Origin of the sequence: Amphritea pacifica, assembly GCF_016924145.1 — a bacterium.
GTDB classification, from domain to species: domain Bacteria; phylum Pseudomonadota; class Gammaproteobacteria; order Pseudomonadales; family Balneatricaceae; genus Amphritea; species Amphritea pacifica.
On record NZ_JAFFZO010000027.1, the window covers coordinates 22,580 to 45,378 of the forward strand.

Genomic DNA, 22,799 nt, shown 5'->3' on the forward strand with positions numbered 1-22,799 from the left:
GGCAGGTTAGAACCTGTAGTTTTCCCATAACTGGCGTTTAGCTTCAGCCGGGTTGTCTATTTGTTCCGATTGGGTATCAAATCGCATGACGGGCCGGGTGTCCAGATTGTACTGTGTCCAGCCAGGCTTTCCAGACTTGATAAACCGGGTCCACTCGGTGTGCATCCTTTGCGCCAGCTCTGTTGGTTGCTGACCCCCTAAAAAGAAGCTGGCTTGGGGGGTGTCGATGTTGTTGAACATGAAGGGTACGTCAACAAAGTGTGCTGCTCCGAGTTTCCCGCCAAACGCAGGGGAGGACCAGGAGAAGTTATAGTGCCAGACATTATTACCGTTCTGCGTCAGCTTCTCGGCAATATGCAGTGCAGGCATTCTGAAGGTAAAGTCAGACTGGACTTCTGCATAGCTATCGCCGACAGAGTGTTCTGTTCCCTGCTTTGCGTAAACCGCTAATGGCTCGCCATTAAGTGATAGATCGGTTAAAAAACGTGCTCGTGTAGCCTCGCTGGTTCTGTCAACCACACCGCTGGGAACGAGGTAAAGCCGGGCTTCCTGATCGGTGCTGCCAACGATTACCGGGATCTCAGAGGAAACCCTGGCGATACTCTCCATGGGAGAGCCCGCAACAATCTCGCCATCGGCTACCGGCAGAAATGCGGTGCCTCCCCAGGAGATCATGCCCCACTCATCATGATTGCGTATGCTATTGCCCATATCCAGTACCGTGGCGACAAGCTTATCGTAAGGGACTGCAGAGAGAGCCTCTATCGTTGCCGGTATCTCCAACTTTTGCGCAAAACTGGCGGAAATACGTGTCGCTTCATCCGGGGTGAAAAACTGCATCGGAGGACTTTGCATAATCGCTTTCTGGAACAACCCCTGAGCTTTAGGGGTACCTAATAAAATGGCCACGCTCTCTGCACCGGCAGACTGACCAGCGATAGTGATCTGATCGGCATCGCCCCCAAACCCGGCGATATTATTTTTCACCCACTCAATAGCCATTATCTGGTCAAGCAGCCCCCGGTTATCGGGCGCACCTTCCAGATGCATAAAGCCGTCCACACCGACACGGTAGTTGACCGTGACGACCAGGACATCGTTTTTAGCAAATTGGCTGCCGTTATAGACCTGCTCGGCGGCGTCTTCACGAATAAATGCGCCACCTGGCAGCCACACCATCACCGGCAGTTTTGCTGCTGACGTCGGCTCTTGTGTTGGCAGGGTATTGGTTGGCAGAGCTTTGGTGGGCGTCCAGATATTCAGGGTAAGGTCACCCGGTGCCCCGACCAACGAAACCTCTCTCCCGCGGCTGGGTTGGGGAACCGGTTGTCCCGCTGCCGTTGCATCTAATACCCCATCCCAACGGCCATAGGCTTGAGGCGCCTGAAAACGACGCTCCTGATCAAATGGATTTTTCGCGTAGGGAATATTGTAGAAAGAGGTCACACCCTCATTGGATAGGCCTTTCAGCTGGCCAGATTTGATCGTGATCTCTGTGGTTGTCTGCATTGCGCTTTCTTCAGCAATAGACAGATGGCTCTGAAGCATCCCCAGAGTCAGCCCTGCAACTAATATGATTGTTTTTTTCATTACTTTTCAGCCATAGAAAATCAGTGGAGCTTAAATATACGTGAAGCGCTAAAAATAATAAATATGTTAACTAGTTCTGAAGTTTGTCAAAAAGCGAACAGCCAAAAATACCCTGAGAAAGTTGGTTGATGGGCAAACAACATCAGCTGTCTCAGCTCTGGCTCTGGTGGTTTGGCTTCCTTGTGATGATCTCTGAAAAAGTGACCGGGACGCAGCGAGCGAGGCCAGTGTTTTCCAAAAAGGGACTAAGTGGGTATGATGTTTGCCTGCCTCCATTCCACATCTGACATCAGGACCGACCCGCCATGCCGCCATTATTTGAAGAGATTGATAGCCAGAGCTCGCCATTAGGGCAGATCTCATTACGCAAACGGCGGATGCCTGCTTTTGGTGACCGGGATATCTACGAAGTGAAACTTGGCGAAGAGTTTCTCATGTCGAGTATGTTTGTTGAGGCGGAAGAGGCGCTCTCGACATTGGGTTTAGCGGCGGTGCTGGGCGATAACCTTAGTGTTGTGGTCGGTGGACTGGGGCTGGGTTATACCGCTGTGGCTGCTCTGAAGGATGAGCGCATTGCAGAGCTGCTGGTGGTGGATGCGATTGAGACTGTGATCGGCTGGCACCGGAATGAGCAGGTGCCGCTGGGGAAAATACTGAATGAAGATACTCGTAATCGCTATGTGCTGGGTAGCTTCTTCGATCTGGCGACAGACCCTGAGCAGGGGTTTGATCCGGACAGTGCTGGTAAACAGTTTGATGCCATTCTGCTGGATATCGACCATTCGCCTACGGAGTATCTTAACTCCGCCAATGCCAGCTTTTATACCACTGAAAATCTGGCACGGATGGCGCAACAACTTAAGCCCGGTGGTGTGTTTGCCATGTGGTCGCAAAATCTCCCGGAAGCGCAGTTTGAGGCGCTGCTGAAGACTGTCTTTGCACAAGTGGAATCCCATGTGGTCTCTTTCTATAATCCGTTTCAGGGCAGCGAATCGACCAATTCGGTGTATGTGTGTGTGAAGCCATAGCGCATTCAGTAGGCTTGCGGTTTTCGCAGCCCCGTACCTATCATCATTAAGGAATGATTATGATCGTTGTCTATGGAATTAAAGAGCGATTAAATCCGCTAAAAGCTCAGCTATCCGATGTGATTCATGGTTGTATGCAAGCGGTGCTGGGTATGCCTGAAGATAAGCGTGCCCACCGTTTTGTGCCGATGGATAAAGAGGACTTCTATTATCCGGGTGGCCGATCTGACGCCTATACGGTGATTGAGATTAATATGATGGCGGGTCGTAAACCGGAAACGCAAAAGGCGCTGATCAAGGCCCTGTTTCATGAGATCGAGGGGCAGCTGTCTATCTCCCCGGTGGATGTTGAGATTACCATTAAGGAGCAAGCTCCTTATCAGTGGGGCTTCAGAGGGATAACTGGCGATGAAGCCAGGGATCTGAACTACAAAGTTAATGTGTAAGAAACGGTAGAGCTGTGTTGATCACACAATTCTCAGACAGAACTCTAAGACCGGGTTAGAGAGCTTAGATAGAATGGAGGCAGACAATTGAGCTATTACAATAAAGATCTTTGTAAAGTCAGAACGATCACCACTTTTCTGTCTTTGACGGGTGATAAAGAGAGCTGGAAAGACGAGATCGCTAGAGCCTCCCGGTTTTGTCTGCGATTATCACAAGAGTTTAACGATAATGGCTATATTGTTCAGTCGATTCGCATTGTGACAAACCCCTTCGGTGAGTATCTGAATACCGCCAGTCTTGACAGCGCCAGAGCTGACCTGGCCTTTTTGAGTGAGCTGTTGAACGCGTCTGATCTGTCCGGCTTGCGCATCCGCTTTGCCATCGGTGAGGCTAAAACTGCGCATGAAATATCGCTTTTACCCGAGTTAATTCATGCGTTTGGTGATCTGTGCAATGTGTGTGTCAATGTCGGTCTGGATGAATATGGCTTTCTTGATAACGAATTGATCCGCCATGCGGTAAAGGCGGTTAAAAGGATCAGCGCTATCACCCCGCGGGGTGAGGGGAACTTTAACTTCACCGTTAATTTTAACTGTGAGCCGCTTATTCCCTATTTTCCCGCCAGCTATCATCGCAAAGCGTCAGCTAACCGCTTTGTTATCGGCCTTGAAACACCGGACCTGTTGGTTGATGTGCTGCAGACATATAACCAGACCACGGATGCTGAAAACCATAATGACCTGTTTCAAGGGTATTATCAGGTGATGCGTAACGCACTACAGCACCATATCAGCCATATTCAAACGATTATCGACCATGCTGAATTTGACATGCCATTTGAGTTTTCTGGCTTTGACAGCTCTGCCGCCCCGTCTAAAAACTGTGCGAGTATGACCGCTGTCTATGAGCAGATGGGGGTGGAATATTTTGGTGCCGCGGGCACCGTTGAGGCGTCAGCGTTATTGACCCGGGTGTTCAAGTCGATTGAGGGTGTCGATCTGGTCGGCTTTTCCGGCCTGATGCTGGCGCTGACAGAAGATACCGGCCTGGCGCAGGGCAGTATCGATGCACATTTTGATATCCGTTCATTGTTAACCTATAGCGCGGTGTGTGGCATTGGGCTGGATACCGTTCCTATCCCTGGAGACACCCCAGCAGACAAGATTGCGGCACTGATGAGAGATACCGGGACGATGGCATACCGTTTGAACAAACCATTAACCGTGCGTGTGTTTCCCGTTCCTGGCCTGGATGCGGGCGATATGACGGCTTTTGAAAGTGATGATCTGTGCAATTGCGCGGTGTTGGCCGTGCCATAAGCAGCGCGCCTGCGACACGGGATTGGCTGCTGAATGACTCAGGTCTGCATAGCCTGACTGCATCAAGGGGGAGAGCCTTTTTCCAGCGGCGGAGTAACCGCTTCCCCGTTAATAATCGCTAAGCTGAATTACCCTTCAGCCTGGTTATCCTTTAAGCTGGTATATGAACAGAGTTCGTTGTCTGAAATAGCTGAATATTCGGTTGTGGATTCTGACTGAGACCGGAGTTCTTCTGTCTGGCTTTCGGTGCGGCTACTGTCCTGCGCCATAGCGTTGGTGCCTGTGAATGCCAGCGCGCTGGCAGCAAGAAATGAAGCGATATACTTATTCATAATCTTCTCCTTATTATTAGACAACCACTGTTTTATAACGTTTACGCAGGGGAGTGTTCAATTCACTTTACGTTACTTTACTTTCGCTGGTCGCCACTGAAACAATGGAAGAGAAGTATAGAGGTTTGCTGTTCTCTGGTGATTCCGGTGGTGAAACCGCTCGCTGTTTGCATGCGCTAACCACAACGGCCAAGGAGACGAGTGCAGACTCTGCCAGAGAGATCTGACGCTGAGTATTTTCAGAACGTGTGATAAACGTTGGGCTTCGCCTGGCTCAGCCCAACGCGTCAGCCTGAATCAGGCAAAGACGAAATATTTGCGTACCGTCTCTACGACTTCCCAGGTGCCTTTCATCCCCGGTTCAATTACGAATACATCGCCACCTTTCAGGTGTACCGGCTCTTCGCCTTCCGGGGTGATGATGCAGTAGCCTTCAAGGAAGTGGCAGAATTCCCATTTGTCATAGTTCACTTCGAATTTGCCCGGTGTGCAGATCCATGTACCCATGATTTTGCTGCCATCTTCAGACAGGTAGGCGTTGAGGTTCACGGTGTGCGGTTCGCCGCCGATGCGTTTCCACTTGGTAGCGTCAACGACTGGAGTGGGGCAGGTTTCGCGCATTACTGTGATGAAATCGGACATATCGGCTCCAAAGGTTTGTATTAAAAGAGCGGCTATTGTATGGCAGTGTGATATCCGGGGTTGTCCGGTTCCGACGTGGTTTATTCTAAAAAGCGCCGACAGAGAAATAAGGGGTGATAAGAGGGGTAGATGGGATGTTTTTATACCGACTCAGTCACGTATAAAGAACAACGGGCTCGGGGCTGGAAACGTGGGCTTCAAATGCAGATAATAAGCGTTTGATTCCTGCGGGCTTCTACTATGGCCAAGTGATTGAGTTCTGTTGCTACCCGGCAGACAACACCATCTGGATAAGTCAGATGAGCTTTGCGGCCGGGGCCGGCTAATCGACCCTCTGGATGTCGCGCAACATGTCCCAGTCCAGCTGAATCAGTGCCGCAGCATGATTCTTTGCGACCACTTCGTCGTGGTCCTGAATGGCCTGAAGCAATTGTTGATAAATCGTAATCAGACTGGGCCGGTTGTGCTCCGATTCCAGAATGTGAATTGGGAAAAACATATCTGTCAGGCCGTATTCAACCGCATCGTTGATGTAGTGATTATGAGAGGCCGCACCCATTGCTAGTTTAAACAAGGTTATCCCCCGGCGAAAGTCTCCAGGCAACTTGGCGTTATTCATATCATTTAATGCTGCTGTCATGCCTTTGATCTCTGGCAATGTTCTCCGCTTACAGGCTAACACCGCGGCTGTTTTTTCATTCGCCTCCCTAAACTCCATAGCACGCATGATGGTGGCATTCATTAAAGCAATTCGATGGCCAGAAATGTCATCGAGAATGCTGGCGTCTGCGACAAAAGTGCCGCCGTGTGCACCGCGCTTGGTGGAAATATAGCGCTCGGTTTCCAGAATACGAAACGCCTCACGTAAGGTGACTCGTGAAATCCCGATTTCTTCGGCCAGTTTACGCTCTGCAGGCAGCCGTTCACCTGGCAGTAGCAGGCCCATATGGATCTGGCGTTTGAGTCGATCCACGGCTAAGCCATAAGCCGCCTGTTGTTCAACTGGTCTAAGTCCCCAAAGCATAATCAGACCGCCGTAAACGTATTGTCGACGAACAGTTCTGCGCCATTGATAAAGCTGGAATCGTCTGATGCCAGAAACAGTACAACGGCTGCCACTTCCTCTGGCTCGCAGATTCGTCCCTGCATCATGTTGACGTCGTTTTCCGAGGCAAACACTCCGTAGTTTCTCAACTGCTGGATTTCATCTTCACCGTGATCTGTGCGCACAAAGCTTGGACAGATCGCATTGGAGCGTATGCCCTGATCGCGATACTCCACGGCTATCGCACGCGATAACTGATGCATGGCGGCTTTTGATGCACAATAGACGGACTCCAGATGTGTCGCCGCCCGAACGCCGGTAGTCGAGGTATTCACAATGACTCCGTGGCCCTGCTCCAGCATCGACGGTAACACTTTGCGAGTCACCAGAAACGCACTTTTCGCATTGTTGTTCATTTGCTCATCCCACTCACCGATCGTGATATCCAGAAAGGGTTTTACCAACATGATGCCGGCATGATTGAACAGCACATCAATACGCGGAAAACGCTTGAAAACCTGTTCAATGGCATCGCTAACCTGCTCGGCGACGGATACATCGGTTTCGAAAAACTCGACCGAAAAGCCGTCACTCTGCAACTCAGTTGACAGCGCAATACCGGCGTCTTTATCCCGGTCCAGAATGGCGACACTGGCTCCGGATTGACAAAACATACGACAGCTTGCCGCGCCTACTCCTTTGGCTCCACCAGACACCAAGATATATTTTCCTGATAAATTACGTTCGGTTTGCATGATATTACTATCCTGTGCTCTGTTTGATGATTTCCGGATCACGTGGCTTTCCAGGCACTGCTGGCCAGCGGCAGAAAAGCGGTTATGGTTATTTTTCGCGATGTAGCACCACGTTCACAATCTCTTGGGCTGTTGTCGGCAGCTTCAGGTCGGAACTGAGCCTGTTCTCTGAGGCGCCTCAACGTTAAAACCATTACAGTGACATTCACAGGAAATATCGGGTCGATTTGACGGTCGGAACCCGTTCCAACCAAACCGACACAGGCTCAGTCTCTGGCACCTGCCAGCACCCGGATAGCGCGCTCTTTGGCTAGTACACCAACGATTTTGCCGTCTTCGGTGACGGGAATATCTGTGCCAGCATCGATAATCAACGGGCCGATTTCTGCAATCGTGTCGTTGGCGGATACCGAAGGGCCAGGCAAGTCCTGAGTGCTGGCAGACGACATAATATGCTTGACCCGGGTGACTTTCGCAAGAGGTACTTTGCTGACAAAGCGTTTAACGTAATCATCGGCGGGAGCTGAAATCAGCTCCTCCGGACGACCAATCTGAACGATCCGGCCGTTTTCCATAATTGCGATACGGTCAGCAATTTTCATTGCTTCATCCAGATCGTGAGTGATGAAAATAACGGTTTTATGGAGTGTTGCCTGCAGTCGCAGGACCTCATCCTGCAGGTCATTCCGAATCAAAGGGTCCAGGGCTGAAAAGGGCTCATCCAGCACCCATATTTTGGGGTTGGTTGCCAGAGAACGAGCGATACCGACTCTTTGTTGCTGTCCGCCGGATAATTCTGCCGGGTAATGATCTTCACGGCCGCGCAGTCCGACCAGGTCGACCAGTTCCTGTGCGCGTGCGCTGTAGTCCTCTTTACTGATGCCCTGAATTTCCAACGGGAAGGAAATATTGGATTCCACTGTGCGGTTCGGCAGCAGAGCAAAATTCTGAAACACCATGCCCAGAGATTTACGGCGCAGCTCCAGCAATTTATCCGGTGTGGCATGGGTAATATCCTGCCCGTCGATCTCCAGTAAGCCGGCGGTGGGGGTATTCAGGCGCGTCAGGCTGCGAATCAGCGTCGACTTGCCCGAGCCAGACAAGCCCATGATGACAAAGATCTCGCCTTGCTTTACATCGAATGTCGCGTCTTTCACCGCCGCCGTCCAGCCGTGGGCCGCGAACTCCTCATCCGATAGTTGTGTTCCGTTGGCCTGGTTAAATTCTTTTTCACTGGCCCCGAACACTTTCCATAACCCGGAGACGGATAATATCGTTTCACGTGCTTCCTGTGTGGCGGCTGGCGCGGACAGATGTCCCCCGGCCAGATTCATTTCTAAAACAGATGCGTTGGTCATGGTTTGACTCCCAACTGATGTTGTTTTTTAGCAGCCCAGGCTTTCAGCAGGCTGTCTGAGATCAGTGCGATTGCGGCGATACCTAAGCCGGCAATGATTCCGTTGCCCGTTTCGGCGCGCGTCAGTGCAATATAAACTTCCTGGCCCAGATCACGGGTCCCGACCAAGGCAGCAATAACCAGCATGGAAAGCGCCATCATAATGGTCTGGTTCAATCCCAGCAGCAGAGTGGGATATGCCGACGGAATTTTGACATGGCGGAATACCTGTGTCGGAGTACAACCGGCCATGATGGCTGCTTCGATACGACTTTCCGGTACGCTTCGCAGACCATGAATGGTATAGCGAATCGCCGGAGCGATGGCGTAACAGGCGATGGCAATCAGCGCCGAAAAATCACCGTTACGAAATAGCATGACCGCCGGTAACAAATAGATAAACGTCGGTAGTGTTTGCAGTGTGTCCAGTAGCAGTGACGCAGGTTTGAGCAACCGTGGGCTGGAGGCGATATAAACCCCAAACGGAAAACCAATAAGAACTGCGATGACGACCGAACACGCGGTCAGGTAAACGGAAATCATGGCCGCTTCCCAGAATCCAGATACCGCAATAAATGCCGTCATGCCCATTACTATTGCTGCAAGGCGAATACCCGACAGAACATAGGCAATACCACCGAGTGTCAGCAGCACTAACACAAATGGCAGTTCAACCAGAAAGTCCCGAAAGGGGTTCATGATATGAAGCAGTGAAAAATTACGCAGTGCTTCCATCTGGTCAAAGAAGTGCTGATTGATAAAGCTGATCGACTCATTCCAGAAAGGCGCAGTGGAGAGCATCATTTTTTCGGGCCAGAACTGAAGTGCCGGTAGCAGGAAACTGGCCCCAGTCGCTCCGAAAATAATTAACAGATATAACCATGGCCGGGGTGAACGAACCTCATGGTTTAGTCCGGCGCTTTGTCTTCTCGCAGCCGCCTGAGTGATGCGATCAAGAATGACCGCGAGTACTACGATGCCCATACCCGCCTCTAATCCGCCACCGATATCGAGGCGACGCAGCGCCCGCAATACATCGTAGCCGAGGCCGCCGGCGCCGATCATTGATGCGATAATAACCATGTTCAATGACATCATTACGACCTGATTCAAGCCAACGGTCAGCATCGGCAGTGCTGCTGGCAGTTCGACTTTCCACAGCAGTTGTCGTTTGGTGGAACCGGCAATTTCACCATATTCACGGATTTCAGTTGGCACCGATTTTAATGCCAGAACTGTGGCATGAACCATCGGCGGCAATGCGTACAAAACAGTGGCAAGCAACGCCGCGCTGGGGCCATAACCAAATAGCAACAGGGTCGGCACCAGGTAGGAAAAGATCGGCACTGTTTGCATGACATTCATAACAACGCGTGATGCGATTTCAACCTTTTCGGCCCGGTATGAAGCTATGCCAATGAACAGGCCAAGTCCGGCTGCTACGATGACGCACATGATGACACTGGCCAGAGTTGTCATCGCGTGCTGCCACAGACCGAAAAACACCAGGTAAGCAGTGCCGATAGCTGATAGCCAGGCCAGTCGGCGGCCACCGAGAAAATAGGAATACAAAACCAGCGCAGAGGAAAGTCCCAACCAGGATAGCGGTGGCATCAGCTGATGCTTGTTAAATCCGGCACCGGTGACGATGCCATCGGCCAGGAGCATGTTCAGCGCTGTAATTGGCCAGTTGACCAGCTCAGCAAAATTGCGGGTAATGGTTTGAACGGTCAGACTGCCGATACTGGCTTCGCGAGCGAACCAGTTCAGTGCGTTACCGGCCCAATCGGACAGCGGCAAAATCATAAACTCAGGAATGCTGCGTAAGTTGGTACCGAATAACGACACGGAGTTAGAGCTGATCGCGAATAAGACTAATACCAACAGAACAAACACCAGCCACGGTGTGTGCATGGCAAAACGCATAGCCTTTATCATAGGACGTTCCTTAATCGCACTGCGGCGATTGCAAGGTGACAAGACAATCTGTAATGCCATTGGAAGATGGCATTACAGTAACGAGAATACAGGCTTAATTAGCCGCGCAGCTCGCCCAGCTACGCCAGGTTTTCTCGTTGTCTCTGGCCCACTGCATGGCGACGTCTTCGACCTCTTTGCCCTCGACATCAACCTGATACACCAGATCGCTGATAGTGGCATTGTCCATCTTGAAGTTACGAACCATATCGTATGCGCATGGCCAGATTGTCTCGCCTTCGGCCCAGCCCATTTTCTTGATCCAGCCTTCGGGTTTGCCGCAATCATAGGTGGCGTCTTTATTTGGTCCCCAGGAGGCGTCGCTGGTGCATTCAGGTGTGTTGGCCGGGAATTTTACAAATTCACCTTCGAACGCTTTTGAAACCCAGTTTGGTTCATACACCCACAGAATAATTGGTGCTTTTCTCTCATACGCGGCTTTCAGCTCGGCGGTTAAACCCGCGTCAGTTCCGGCATGCACCACTTCAAAGGGCAGATCCAGCGCCGCGACACGCTCTTCATCGTTACCGCCCCAGCTGACCGGAGCACTCAGGTAGCGGCCTTTTGGTGCAGTGTCTGCAGTGGCAAACGCCGCCGCGCAGTCCTGCAACGCTTTCCACTCGGGTAAGCCCGGACAGCGTTCTTTCATATATAGTGGATACCACCAGTCCTCTTTCGCGTGCATACCGGTTTCACCCAGATCGAGCACCTTGCCGGTTTTGATTGAGCTAGCCAGTGCTGCTTCCTGAGTGGTCTGCCAGGTTTCCAGGGCAATGTGCAAATCGCCGTATTCAAAACCCGGGTAGCGCGCTGAGTCGTCGGCGATGACTTTCTCAACATTATAGCCGTAGGTGGACAGAATAATATTCATAATTTCAGTGTTGATCAGCATGGAGGTCCAGTCCGCCACCATTAATTTGATCGGTTGTTTCGATTCGGGTGTGAATGCTTGTGCCCCCTGAGAAACACTCAGGATAACTGCACTTGAAACAATTGAGGCGATTAGCTTTTTCATGTTCGTAGACTCCACTTATTGGATTTTTTGTGATGTTGCGTCTGTTTCGAGATCATTAATGCTGTGTGTATAAATGAGCCGTACCGCAGGGGTCAGCCTTTGGCATACCAGCCGTTATCCACATAAAGTGCCGTTCCGTTTACGAAACTGGCATCATTGCTGGCCAGATAAAGCGCCGCTGAAGCGACCTCTTCGGCTTCGCAGATTCGAACCTGAGCCATCTCCAGTTCTGAGGAATCCCAGTTTTGGCCCAAATCGTCTAATTCATCAATTTCGCGCAGACCGTGTGCGGTTTTGACAAAGCCCGGGCAAACGGCATTGCAGCGAATGCCGGCGTCGCGATACTCAATGGCAATTGAGCGTGCCAGCTGCAGGACAGCCCCTTTGGACATGCAATATAGAGACTCCAGGGCAAAGCCTTTCTCACCTCCAATGGACGAGGTTATAACGATGGATCCGCCACCATTTTCAACCATGTGCGGTACGATACGGCGGCAGACAAGGAAAGCAGATTTCACATTGATGTCCATCAGCCTGTCATAATCGGCTTCCGTGGATTCATGCAATGGTTTGACGATGATAGTACCTGCGTGGTTAAACAAGGTATCCACCACGCCATACACTTCGAGAACGGCCGCGAATGCCTGGTCGACGGACTGAGCGTTTGACACATCGCAATGTACAAACAGCGCGTCACCACCCATCTTCCGGATCTCTTCGGCGGTATTGCTGCCGGCTTCTTTCTGAATGTCCAAAATTGCAACCCGTGCTCCTTCTTCAGCAAACAGTAGTGATGCAGCGCGACCAATTCCGCTGGCACCGCCAGTGATGACCGCAGTTTTTCCAGCCAGGCGACCTGTTTTATTGTTATTTATGCTCATTTCCCCATTCTCGCTGTATTGGTTTAATGGTCTGTTCTATATACCAATACGCTTGTCGGGAGAGAGTGTCAACACATGAAGAGTAAAAAGTGGATGTTTTTTCACCGATCCAGCGCTGGGTTTAGTAGCTGTTTTCTCGGCGGTGGGTGGCAGACATCGGTTTGTCTTCAGAGGTATTTGGCGAATGACGCGTCGTTAAGTCTGCAGAAGTCAGTCTCTTTAACATTCACCCGGCAGCAGCCTTCGTCGGAATATGGGCCGCAGCCATAGGGCTTTAGAATCAGATTGTCAGATCTGCACATCATCTGACGGAATTGGAGACTGCCATACTGTTATGTACAGGGGGGGACGCGAAGAGTACCAAATCAACACTACGCCGCCGGATAAGTCCCGGTGATTTCTCAGGTAAATAACGGATCAGTCAGGAGTAACGTGTGTGACATTGTGTTTTTCTTGGATCTCATGTAAAACCGGTGGGGCAACACAGTACAGAACAAGCCCTCTGAATAGAGGGGTGAATTAACCTGTTTGTACACCAGGATAATATATAATCCTATCGGTGTTCTTGGTGTTCTTGGTGTTCTTGGTGTTCTTGGTGTTCTTGGTGTTCTTGGTGTTCTTGGTGTTCTTGGTGTTCTTGGTGTTCTTGGTGTTCTTGATGTTCTTGGTGTTCTTGGTATCTGTGGTAAACATACATTCCGGCTAGCGGATAAACACCAGACTTCCTGCGCTGATAAACAGCCCGCCACAGACGCGGTTAAAGCGGCGGATATTGCGCTGCTTTTTCAGGGCCGGTGCCAGCACCCGGGCGGCCAGGCCGTATCCCAGTTTGCTGATCAGATCGAGGACACACCAACTGATCGACATAATCAGTAGCTGGGTCAGTAGTGGACTTTCCTGAGTCATAAACTGCGGCAGAAAGGCAACAAAGAAGAGAATATCCTTGGGGTTACTGATACCCAGCGTAAATGCCCGCCGGAACATCACTCCGCGACCACTGTTACTCGCCGTTTCATTCTTGCCGCTTGTCTGACCGGCATCACGCCAGGCGCGGTAACCCAGCCAGATCAGGTAGGCGGCACCGCAATAACGTAGCAGGGTAAACAGTTGCTCTGAGGCCAGTAGCAATGCCCCCAGTCCGGTGGCCGAGGCGATCAGTAGAATCAGGGAGGCACTGACACCGCCTAAAAATGCCGGATAGCTGCGGCGGATGCCAAAATTCAGACTGTTGGCCATCATCAGTAGCGATAGCGGGCCGGGGATCAGGATTACCAGCAGGGCGGCAGAACAGTAAAGTAGCCAGGTGTCCAGGGTCATCTGTTTCTCTTAGGTTATTGAGTCAAGAAAAGGCCCTTCCTGAGAAGGGAGGGCCGGTTAAAGCTGATCAAAAATTAAGCGCACTTTATGGCAGGAAGATAAACTTTGCAACGAATATCGCGGTCAGTGCCCAGACTCCGGTGGAGATGCTGGATGCCTTACCGGTCGCCACTTTCATAAAGGTGTAGGTGACAAAACCGATGGCGATGCCATTAGCAATGGAGAAGGTCAGTGGCATCATGATGGTGGTCATCAGCGCGGGGGCAAATTCGGTCAGGTCATCCCAGTCGATACTGGCCAGTGAGCCCATCATCAGCATCGCGACATAGATCAGAGCACCATCCACCGCAAAGCCTGGCAGCATCTGCGCCAGCGGCAGCAGGAACAGCCCCAGCAGGAACAGGATACCGATCACCACAGCGGTGAGACCGGTACGGCCACCGGCGGCAACCCCTGCTGCAGACTCAACATAGGAGGTGACCGGAGGGCAGCCAAACGCGGTACCGATAACCGAAGAGATAGAGTCGGCTTTCAGCGATTTGTCCAGCCCCTCGATTTTACCGTTTTCATCCTGCAGGTTGGCTCGCTGAGCAACCCCCATCAGGGTGCCGGCGGTATCAAAGATATTCACGAACAGGAAGGTGATAATCACCGGAATCAACGCGACATCCAACGCGCCGATAATATCCAGCTGCATAAAGACCGGTCCGAGATCACTAAAGTTGGGTACCGCGATCAGGCCGTTTTCAGGCCAGGCCATAAAGCCAGAGGCGGGTGCTCTGTCTGAGGTCACACTGAAAAATTCATGGGGAAGTACTGCCGACATCAGGAAGGCGATCGCAGTGGTAATGGCGATACCTATAATGACTGAACCGAAGACACGGCGATAGCTGAGGATACATATAAGCAGAAAGCTCAGCAGTCCCAGCGCGGGGGCTTCCGGACCGAAGGGACCAAAGCCGAAGTGGGTCAGGTCTGCCAGGGCGACCACATTGTCGGAGTTGGGCACAATCAGGCCGGTAAAGCGCAGGCCGATAAAGCCGAGGAACAGCCCCACACCGGCGGTCATTGCCAGACGCAGACTCAGGGGAATACTTTCCAGCATCCACTCTCTTAAACGGGTGATACTCATCAGCACGAACAGCACCCCGGAGAGGAATACCGCCCCCAGGGCGATCTGCCAGCTGTAGTTCATCTCCAGCACAACGGTAAAGGTAAAGAAGGCGTTCAGGCCCATGCCCGGTGCCAGACCAATAGGCCAGTTGGCATAAAGCCCCATAAAAATAGTCGCAATCGCCGCACCGATACAGGTGGCGAGAAACAGACCATCAAACGGCATGCCTGTTTTCGACATGATGATGGGGTTAAGAAACATAATATAGGACATGGTGACGAAGGTGGTCAGGCCTGCGATCATCTCTGTCCGAAGATTGGTTTTATGTTCGCTGAGTTTAAAAAAACGGTCCAGAAACGTGCGCTTTTGCGACGCCGACGGTGAATCCATCGTGGCGGTATCGAGTTGTATGTTTTCCACAACTTTAACTCCTGATTTGGGGTGTCACCCATTTTATTTTTATGGAGGCAGTCAACGGAAGGGGTAGCTGCCGGGTTGTTGTGTTTCATTCCCTGGAAATATAACGCGTCCTGAGTAATATTGTGCTTGTATTCATGCTATAATTGTATACAAAAAAGTCAACCTAAAAGTCAGGTTTTTGGATTCTGCTAGTTTTATTATATGAAATTGTTTTGTCAGCCGGGTATCGAACGTAGCAGAGAAACCGCTGGAACAGAGGTTGAATCAGCCTGTCTGAACAGACCCTGATGCGATGAGGTTGAGGGAAGCATAAAATTGATTATGTGTACAAAATAACCACTTTTGTGTACTATCGAATCACGTTTATGATCAAAACGTTATGGCTGTTTTTCGATCTGCTTTTGACCGCTAACCCGGAGTTAATGAGGCTTAAATGAGTCAGATATCTGAGCTAAAAAAGAGTGATACCAAAAGGGACGGTAAAAAGACCCAGGATGATATTGTCTACGCACATATCTTTGATGCGATTCTGGAACAGCGCCTCTCTCCCGGCACTAAGCTGAATGAGGAATCATTGGGTGAAATCTTTGGTGTCAGCCGCACCATTATTCGTCGTGCGCTATCTCGCCTGGGATATGAGCAGGTGGTGGTTTTAAGGCCTAACCGTGGTGCCGTGGTGGCTTGTCCGAGCATCGAAGAGGCCCGGCAGATCGTGTTTGCCCGCCGGGTGGTCGAGAAGGCGGTTATGGAGCTGGTGTGTGATAATGCCCAGAAGAAACAGTTGGAGCAACTGAGACAGATGGTGCGGGATGAGCAGGCCTGCTTTGATCGTGGTGACCGGGGCGCGGGTATCCGGTTGTCCGGCGAGTTTCATCTGTTGCTGGCAGAGATTGCAAATAATCCACCGCTGCTGAGTTTTCAGCGCAGTCTGGTGTCGCTCTGTTCACTGATTATTGCCCAGTATGAAAGTGGCGCAAAGTCTCACTGTTCCTATGATGAGCACTTTGAGCTGATCGATGCCATTGCCGGGAAAGACAAGCCCCGGGCGGTAAGCCTGATGATGCATCATCTGGATCATATTGAGGAGAAGCTGAGTCTGGATGATGAGATCGCTACCGATGATCTGAAGGCGATCTTCTCCCATGTACGTAATCCGAGATGATTGCTGGTTTCTCACGCTTGTCGAGCTCTGCGGTTAAGTATTGTTAACGCTTTGCTACAGCGGGCATGGGGTTAACCGCAGAATGTAAAAAAGGCTGATCTTTTTCGAATCAGCCTTTTTTATTCTCAACGGCAGTGTTTAGTCTCGGTTATATACCGGCTCTCCCATGGCGAAGGTATGTTTGATCATCCGGTCATCCCCCAGCGTCATCATCACAAACAGACGTTCTTCAATCGATCTGGTCTGTGCCATACGGTAGCTCAGCAGCGGTGTGGCCTGATAGTCCAGCACCACAAAGTCGGCTTCACTGCCGGGTTCCAGGTTACCGATCTGATGATCCAGCTGCAGCGCCCGGGCGCCGCCCAGTGTGGCAAGGTAGAAGGACTTGTACGGATGTAGTCTGACGCCCTGCAACTGCATCACCTTATAGGCCTCATTGAGGGTTTGCAGGATCGAGAAGCTGGTGCCGGCACCGACATCGGTACCCAGCCCCACTTTGACTCTGTGCTGCTCTGTCTGGGGCAGGTTAAACAGCCCGCTGCCGAGGAACAGGTTGGAGGTGGGGCAGAATGCGATGGCTGAGCCGGTTTCACTGAGACGCGCACACTCCTCATCACACAGATACACGCCATGGGCAAATACCGAGCGCTCACCCAGTAGCTGGTGGTGATCATATACATCAAGATAGCCGTTTTGTTGCGGGAACAGCTCTTTAACCCACTCGATCTCACTCCTGTTTTCCGACAGGTGGGTGTGCATATAGAGGCCGTCATACTCCTTGAGTAACTGGCCGGCCAGGTCCAGCTGCTCCGCTGAGCTGGTGGGGGCAAAACGGGGGGTGACCGCATAGTGCAGGCGGCCTTTACCATGCCAGCGTTCGATCAGCGCTTTACTCTCTTCGTAGCTGCCGCGAGGGGTATCGGTGAGCGCTTCAGGGGCGTTGCGATCCATCATCACCTTACCGGCAATCATACGCAGGTTGCGCTGCTCCGCTTTGCTGAAGAGGGCGTCAACTGATTCCGGGTGCACAGTGCCAAATACCAGTGCAGTGGTAGTACCGTTTCGAAGTAATTCGGTCAGGAAGATATCAGCGACCTCGTCAGCATGCTGACGGTCGGCAAACTGTTGTTCAGCCGGGAAGGTGTAGTTTTCCAGCCAGTCCAGTAACTGCTCGCCGTAGGAGGCGATCATGCCCGTTTGTGGATAATGGATGTGGGTGTCGATAAACCCCGGGGTGATCAGTGCATTTGGGTAATGCTTGATTTCACAGCCCTGCGGTAGCTGTGGTAACAGGTCCGGGGCGTTTCCCAGTGCGCTGATTTTACCGTTCTCAACCAGCATCAGGCCATCTTCAAAATAGCGGATGCAGTCGGTTAAACCGATCTCGGCGGGGTCGCCCAGGCTGTCCAGCATAGCGGCACGGTAAGCGATTGCGGTGTTTTGTGTCATGCGGGTTCTCTGTTGTACATCATTTATCATTTGCTGGCCGGTTCAGATGGCCAGACGATCAACCACAGCGGTTGCTGACGTCGTGGTTGTCGCGTTATGTCCGCTGTTGAATCCAGCGTTATAGTGGGCGATGATCTCTCCGGCCACCGATACAGCGATCTCGGCGGGCAGCTTGCCTTTGACCTCGGCAATACCCATTGGGCAGGTCATCCGACCGATCTGTTCGCTGCTGAAACCTTTTGCCTGCAGCCGGTGGATAAACTTGTTGCGTTTGGTTTGCGAGCCGATCAGTCCAAAGTAGCTGAAGTCATTTCGCTTCAGTATCGCTTCAGTGAGTTCCTGATCCAGCTGGTGGTTGTGGGTCATGACGATAAAGTAACTGCCCGCAGGCTGCTTCCCGACTTCATCCACCGGGAACTCGTTGACCACTTTCTCCACTCCTTCAGGGATGCTGGCCGGAAACTCATCCTCACGGGCATCGACCCAGCGGATTTTGCAGGGCAGGCTGGCCAGTATCGGTATCAGCGCCCGGCCAACATGACCGGCACCGAACAGGGTGAGTTTGACTATATCAGTGTTCATCGGCTCAAACAGCAGTGTTGTGGCGCCGCCGCAGCACTGCCCCAGACTGGCCCCCAGAGAGAAGCGTTCCAGCCTCGGTTGGGTCTGTTGTTCCTGCAGTAGCTGACGGGCGATTTTGATCGCCTTATACTCCAGATGTCCACCGCCGATGGTGTCAAACTGCTGTGCTTCGCTGACGATCATCTTGGCGCCGGCGTTGCGCGGGGTTGACCCGCGCTCCTCCACCACCGTGATGATAACCGCCGGAGTGGCATCGGCTTCAATCTGACTTAGTGCTCTGATCCATGCTGTGTTCATGGCAAGGCTCCTGCGATTTTCGCTTCAGGTGGTTATCTCAGCCGCCGGGGCCGGGTTATGCTGCGTTTGTCGCTGCTGCATATCCTGGACCGCCCAGAGCACCCGTTCGGGAGTTGCCGGTGCATCCAGTGCCGGGCTGCTGCGATAATCCCCAATGCTGGCGATGGCGTCTTTAATGGCGCAGAATACCGAGATCCCCAGCATAAAGGGGGGTTCTCCCACCGCTTTAGAGTGGAATACAGTGTCTTCGCGGTTTTTACGGTTTTCAACCAGTCGGACACGGAAATCGATCGGCATATCGGTGATCGCAGGAATTTTGTATCCGGCCGGGCCTGAGGTCATCAGACGCCCCTGATCATTCCACACCAGTTCCTCTGTTGTCAGCCAGCCGGCACCCTGCACGAACGCCCCTTCAACCTGACCAATATCGATGGCCGGGTTCAGCGATGCACCTACATCGTGAAGGATATCAACCCGCAGAATTTTGTATTCACCGGTGAGGGTATCGATCACCACTTCGCTGCAAGCCGCGCCATAGGCAAAATAGTAGAAAGGACGACCTCTGGCTTTTTCCCGGTCATAGAATATCTTAGGTGTGCGATAGAAACCGGTGCTGGAGAGCGAGATCTGATTAAAATAGGCCAGCTGAATAAAGTCGGCAAAGGGCATCAGCTGATCCCGGATCAGCACATGGTTATTGTGAAACTCAACATCCTCTTCGGTCACGTTAAAGTGACGGGCGGCAAACTCTACCAGGCGCTGTTTGATGGTACGGGCCGCGTTCTGCGCAGCTTTACCGTTCAGGTCGGCGCCGGATGAGGCGGCTGTCGGTGAGGTGTTGGGCACCTTCTCAGTATTGGTGGCGGTGATCTGAATGTTGTTAAAGTCCACCTGGAACTCTTCTGCGACGATCTGTGCAACCTTGGTGTTCAGCCCCTGTCCCATCTCGGTACCCCCGTGATTGAGGTGGATACTGCCATCGGTGTAGATATGGATCAGGGCACCGGCCTGGTTGAGGAAGGTGGCCGTGAAGGAGATGCCAAATTTGACCGGTGTCAGCGCCAGCCCCTTTTTCAGGAATGGACTGCTGGCATTGTATGCCTTAATCTCCCGGCGCCGCTGATGGTAATCGCTGCTCTGCTCAAGATCGGCAAGCATTTCGGGCAGCACATTATCCTCCACCTTCTGGTAGTAGTGGGTGGTGTCGCGGCCCTCATCGCCATAGAGGTTAAGCTTGCGTACCTCCAGCGGGTCTTTTCCCAGTGTGCGGGCGATCTCATCGAGAATGATTTCCGGCATGATCAGCCCCTGTGGGCCACCAAAGCCGCGATAGGCGGTATTCGATGCGGTGTTGGTTTTGCAGCGATAACCGGTGATAGTGGCATCACCCAGATAATAACTGTTATCGCTGTGGAACATCGCCCGGTCGACAATTGAGTCGGACAGGTCGGGGGAGTTACCGCAGTTGCCCGCCAGCTTCATTTCGCAGCCGGTGATCATACCGTTGTCGTCAAAGCCAACGTCATACTGGTTGAAGAAGGGATGACGTTTACCGGTCATCATCATATCTTCCATACGGGGCAGGCGCATCTTGGCCGGGCGACCGGTGAGCTTAGCCACCACGGCGGCGATGCAGGCAGGTCCCGCCGCCTGAGTCTCTTTACCACCAAAGCCGCCGCCCATGCGGCGCATATCGATCTGCACCTTGTTAAAGGGAATATCGAGTACCTCAGCCACCAGTTTCTGAACCTCTGTGGGGTTCTGGGTGGAGGAGTAGACGATCATGCCGCCATCTTCGGTGGGCACAACTGAGGATATCTGGGTTTCCAGATAGAAATGTTCCTGACCTCCGATATGCACGCTGCCGGAGATACGGTGTTGTGCAGAGGCCAGCGCAGCGGCAGAATCTCCCCGTTGATGGGTGTGCGGATCGCTGACAAAGTGGTTGTTTCGCAGAGCCTGTTCAACCGACAGCACCGGTTCCAGCTCTTCATACTCAACAATGGCAGCCATCGCTGCTTTGCGGGCGGTTTCGTGGTCATTGGCGGCTACCGCCAGCAGCGGCTGACCGTAATACTCCACCCGATCTTCAACCAGCAGAGGGTCCCCGGGTTTCAGGGCGCCGATATCTTTTATACCGGGGATATCCTCAGCGGTGATCGCAATGGCAACCCCTGGAAATTCATAGCAGGGGCTGGTGTCGATGCGGGTGATCCGGGCATGGGCCTTTTCAGACATCCGCGCATAGATATGCAGCTGATTGGGGAACTCAAGCCGGTCATCGACATAGATCGCTTCACCGCTGACCTGCTTTGCCGCGCTTTCATGTTTGACGCTGCGGCCAACGCCGGTATTCAGATCCTGTTTCGTCAGTTCCAGCATCTCTTCATAGCTGGCTTTTTTCTTATGATCAGACATATGCAGTTACCCGTGTTTCAACTTCTGGGGATTCGATCTCAACAAAGTAGCGGGTCAGCATGTTGCCAGCGACCTGCATGCGATACTCCTTCGAGGCACGGAAATCTGAGATCGGACTGAAATCCTGTTGCAGTGCTTGTTTGGCCTGTTCGATCGTTGCCATCGTCCAGGGAGCGCCTGTCAACGCCTGCTCGCAGAGGCTGGCACGCTTCGGAATTGCCGCCATACCACCAAATGCGATGCGGGCTGATTCAATGATGCCGTTGCTGATTTTCAGGTTAAAGCAACCCAGCACAGCAGATATATCGTCGTCGATTCGTTTGGAAATCTTATAGCTGCGGAACACGCCATTGTCTGCCGCCCGGGGGACGATCACTTTTTCGATAAATTCACCCGGTTGCTGGTCGGTGACCTTATAGTCGATGAAGTAGTCCTGCAGATCGATGGTGCGAACTGCGTTACCCTTTCTCAGTACCAGTTTTGCGTCCAGCGCGATCAGCGCCGGGGGGGAATCGCCAATCGGCGATGCGTTACCGATATTGCCCCCCAGGGTGCCCTGATTGCGGATCTGCAGCGAAGCAAAGCGGTGCAGCAGGGCACCAAAGTCGGGGTAATCGTTATTCAGGACGTGGTAGCAACTGCTCAGAGAGGCGCCGGCACCCAGCTCGATCTGTTCATCGCTGACACTGATCTGTTTCAGCCCGGCGATATCACCAATATAGATCAGCGTCTCTATTGCCCGGTGAAACTGGGTAACTTCGAGGGCCAGATCGGTGCCGCCAGCCAGCAGCCGGGCATCGGGATACTGCTCTAACAGGTTTGACAGCTCTGCCACCGTGGTCGGGTTAAAGGATCGTTTAGTGCCATCACTCAGTTCGGCTTGTTGCGTGGGTTGTATCTCCCGCAGTCTGGCAACTGTGGCATCCTGTTCCGTGCTGAAACTGTCAGGTGTGGCATCCACATACATCTTTGCAGCGGCCTCTATGATCGGCCGGTAACCGGTGCAGCGACACAGGTTGCCCGCCAGTGCTTCATTGATCTCCTCTTTGTCAGGATGGGTGATATTCTTGCCCAGCGCGAACATCGACATAACGATGCCCGGGGTACAGAAACCACACTGACTGCCGTGGCAGTCGACCATCGCCTGTTGCGCCGGATGTAGCGCAGATCCCTGCTTGAGGTCCTCAACGGTTATCAGTTGCTTACCGTTCAGGGCGGAAACAAAGGTCAGACAGGAGTTGAGGCTTTTATAGCGGATACGGTCGCCATCCAGCTCCCCCACTACCACGGTGCAGGCGCCACAGTCGCCTGATGCACAACCCTCTTTAGTGCCCGTCCTGCCGGATTCGGAACGCAGGTAGTTGAGTACCGTCATATTGGGGTCTAGCTGCTGCTCGACCCGCAGTTCCCTGTTGAGTAAGAACCTGATCAAGGTGGACCTCCTGTTTTTAGGTTTTATCTTTATGGAGTTTAGTTCGGATTTAAGCCATTAAATTAAAACCTGACTTTTAAGTCAACTTATTTGCAGCTCACTGATCTGCAATCCAACGGTTTTGCATATGGTATTTGCCTGTTGGTTTGAATAAATGCGGGAGATTGTTCTGTGGTGGGTG

19 protein-coding genes are annotated in these 22,799 nt (G+C 52.3%); 4 read left to right on the top strand and 15 right to left on the bottom strand.

The genetic code is table 11. The annotated features are described in order from the left end of the window. Positions 1-6: 6 nt before the first annotated feature. Positions 7-1,590, bottom strand: coding sequence for a carboxylesterase/lipase family protein (locus JW499_RS15575; protein ID WP_205211452.1), 1,584 nt, complete (start codon positions 1,588-1,590; stop codon positions 7-9). 305 nt (positions 1,591-1,895) lie between these two features. On the opposite strand from JW499_RS15575, the gene JW499_RS15580 reads away from it, so the two are divergent. The 3 genes from JW499_RS15580 to JW499_RS15590 all read left to right on the top strand — a co-directional run bounded on the left by JW499_RS15580 (position 1,896) and on the right by JW499_RS15590 (position 4,384). Next, positions 1,896-2,618: a polyamine aminopropyltransferase gene (locus JW499_RS15580; protein ID WP_205211453.1), complete on the top strand. Its 723-nt coding sequence runs from the start codon at positions 1,896-1,898 to the stop codon at positions 2,616-2,618. A gap of 59 nt (positions 2,619-2,677) precedes the next feature. Further along, positions 2,678-3,064 carry a tautomerase family protein gene (locus tag JW499_RS15585; RefSeq protein ID WP_091352502.1) on the top strand — a complete coding sequence of 129 codons (387 nt, stop codon included), beginning with the start codon at positions 2,678-2,680 and terminating at the stop codon, positions 3,062-3,064. A gap of 87 nt (positions 3,065-3,151) precedes the next feature. Further along, positions 3,152-4,384 carry a DUF711 family protein gene (locus JW499_RS15590; RefSeq protein ID WP_205211454.1) on the top strand — a complete coding sequence of 411 codons (1,233 nt, stop codon included), beginning with the start codon at positions 3,152-3,154 and terminating at the stop codon, positions 4,382-4,384. Between the two features lie 128 nt (positions 4,385-4,512). Here the strand turns inward: JW499_RS15590 and JW499_RS15595 are convergent, their stop codons facing one another. The 10 genes from JW499_RS15595 to JW499_RS15640 form a co-directional block, all read right to left on the bottom strand. After that, positions 4,513-4,716: a hypothetical protein gene (locus JW499_RS15595; protein ID WP_205211455.1), complete on the bottom strand. Its 204-nt coding sequence runs from the start codon at positions 4,714-4,716 to the stop codon at positions 4,513-4,515. 297 nt (positions 4,717-5,013) lie between these two features. Continuing rightward, entirely contained in the window at positions 5,014-5,358 is a 345-nt protein-coding gene (locus JW499_RS15600) for a cupin domain-containing protein (protein WP_205211456.1), read from the bottom strand. Positions 5,359-5,680: 322 nt separating this feature from the next. Beyond that, a complete protein-coding gene (locus tag JW499_RS15605; RefSeq protein WP_205211457.1) occupies positions 5,681-6,382 on the bottom strand; it encodes a FadR/GntR family transcriptional regulator in 702 nt (233 codons plus the stop codon). Between the two features lie 2 nt (positions 6,383-6,384). Further along, positions 6,385-7,158 carry an SDR family NAD(P)-dependent oxidoreductase gene (locus tag JW499_RS15610; protein WP_205211458.1) on the bottom strand — a complete coding sequence of 258 codons (774 nt, stop codon included), beginning with the start codon at positions 7,156-7,158 and terminating at the stop codon, positions 6,385-6,387. A 266-nt stretch (positions 7,159-7,424) separates the two neighbouring features. Further along, positions 7,425-8,516, bottom strand: coding sequence for a quaternary amine ABC transporter ATP-binding protein (locus JW499_RS15615; RefSeq protein ID WP_232846457.1), 1,092 nt, complete (start codon positions 8,514-8,516; stop codon positions 7,425-7,427). Next, positions 8,513-10,492 (bottom strand): ABC transporter permease, encoded by a 1,980-nt coding sequence (locus tag JW499_RS15620; RefSeq protein ID WP_205211459.1) that lies wholly within the window; start codon positions 10,490-10,492, stop codon positions 8,513-8,515. Before JW499_RS15620 ends, JW499_RS15615 begins: the two co-directional genes overlap by 4 nt. A gap of 94 nt (positions 10,493-10,586) precedes the next feature. Continuing rightward, positions 10,587-11,546, bottom strand: coding sequence for an ABC transporter substrate-binding protein (locus JW499_RS15625; RefSeq protein ID WP_205211460.1), 960 nt, complete (start codon positions 11,544-11,546; stop codon positions 10,587-10,589). A 92-nt stretch (positions 11,547-11,638) separates the two neighbouring features. Beyond that, on the bottom strand, positions 11,639-12,427 hold the full coding sequence (locus JW499_RS15630) for an SDR family NAD(P)-dependent oxidoreductase (RefSeq protein ID WP_205211461.1): 789 nt from the start codon (positions 12,425-12,427) through the stop codon (positions 11,639-11,641). A 702-nt stretch (positions 12,428-13,129) separates the two neighbouring features. Continuing rightward, entirely contained in the window at positions 13,130-13,744 is a 615-nt protein-coding gene (locus JW499_RS15635; RefSeq protein WP_205211462.1) for a LysE family translocator, read from the bottom strand. Between the two features lie 85 nt (positions 13,745-13,829). After that, positions 13,830-15,248, bottom strand: coding sequence for an NCS2 family permease (locus JW499_RS15640; RefSeq protein WP_232846461.1), 1,419 nt, complete (start codon positions 15,246-15,248; stop codon positions 13,830-13,832). Positions 15,249-15,711: 463 nt separating this feature from the next. On the opposite strand from JW499_RS15640, the gene JW499_RS15645 reads away from it, so the two are divergent. Further along, positions 15,712-16,440 carry a GntR family transcriptional regulator gene (locus JW499_RS15645; protein ID WP_205211464.1) on the top strand — a complete coding sequence of 243 codons (729 nt, stop codon included), beginning with the start codon at positions 15,712-15,714 and terminating at the stop codon, positions 16,438-16,440. Between the two features lie 138 nt (positions 16,441-16,578). On the opposite strand, the gene guaD is transcribed toward JW499_RS15645, so the two are convergent. From guaD to xdhA, 4 genes are read right to left on the bottom strand one after another with little or no spacing between them, the layout of a single operon-like run. After that, the gene (guaD, locus tag JW499_RS15650) at positions 16,579-17,889 is read right to left on the bottom strand and encodes a guanine deaminase (RefSeq protein ID WP_205211465.1); all 1,311 of its coding nucleotides are present in this window, start codon (positions 17,887-17,889) and stop codon (positions 16,579-16,581) included. 42 nt (positions 17,890-17,931) lie between these two features. Next, entirely contained in the window at positions 17,932-18,768 is an 837-nt protein-coding gene (xdhC, locus tag JW499_RS15655; RefSeq protein WP_205211466.1) for a xanthine dehydrogenase accessory protein XdhC, read from the bottom strand. A gap of 24 nt (positions 18,769-18,792) precedes the next feature. Next, positions 18,793-21,186, bottom strand: coding sequence for a xanthine dehydrogenase molybdopterin binding subunit (xdhB, locus tag JW499_RS15660; RefSeq protein ID WP_205211467.1), 2,394 nt, complete (start codon positions 21,184-21,186; stop codon positions 18,793-18,795). Then, positions 21,179-22,618 carry a xanthine dehydrogenase small subunit gene (xdhA, locus tag JW499_RS15665; RefSeq protein ID WP_205211468.1) on the bottom strand — a complete coding sequence of 480 codons (1,440 nt, stop codon included), beginning with the start codon at positions 22,616-22,618 and terminating at the stop codon, positions 21,179-21,181. The genes xdhB and xdhA overlap by 8 nt, the downstream gene beginning before the upstream one ends. Positions 22,619-22,799: the final 181 nt, after the last annotated feature.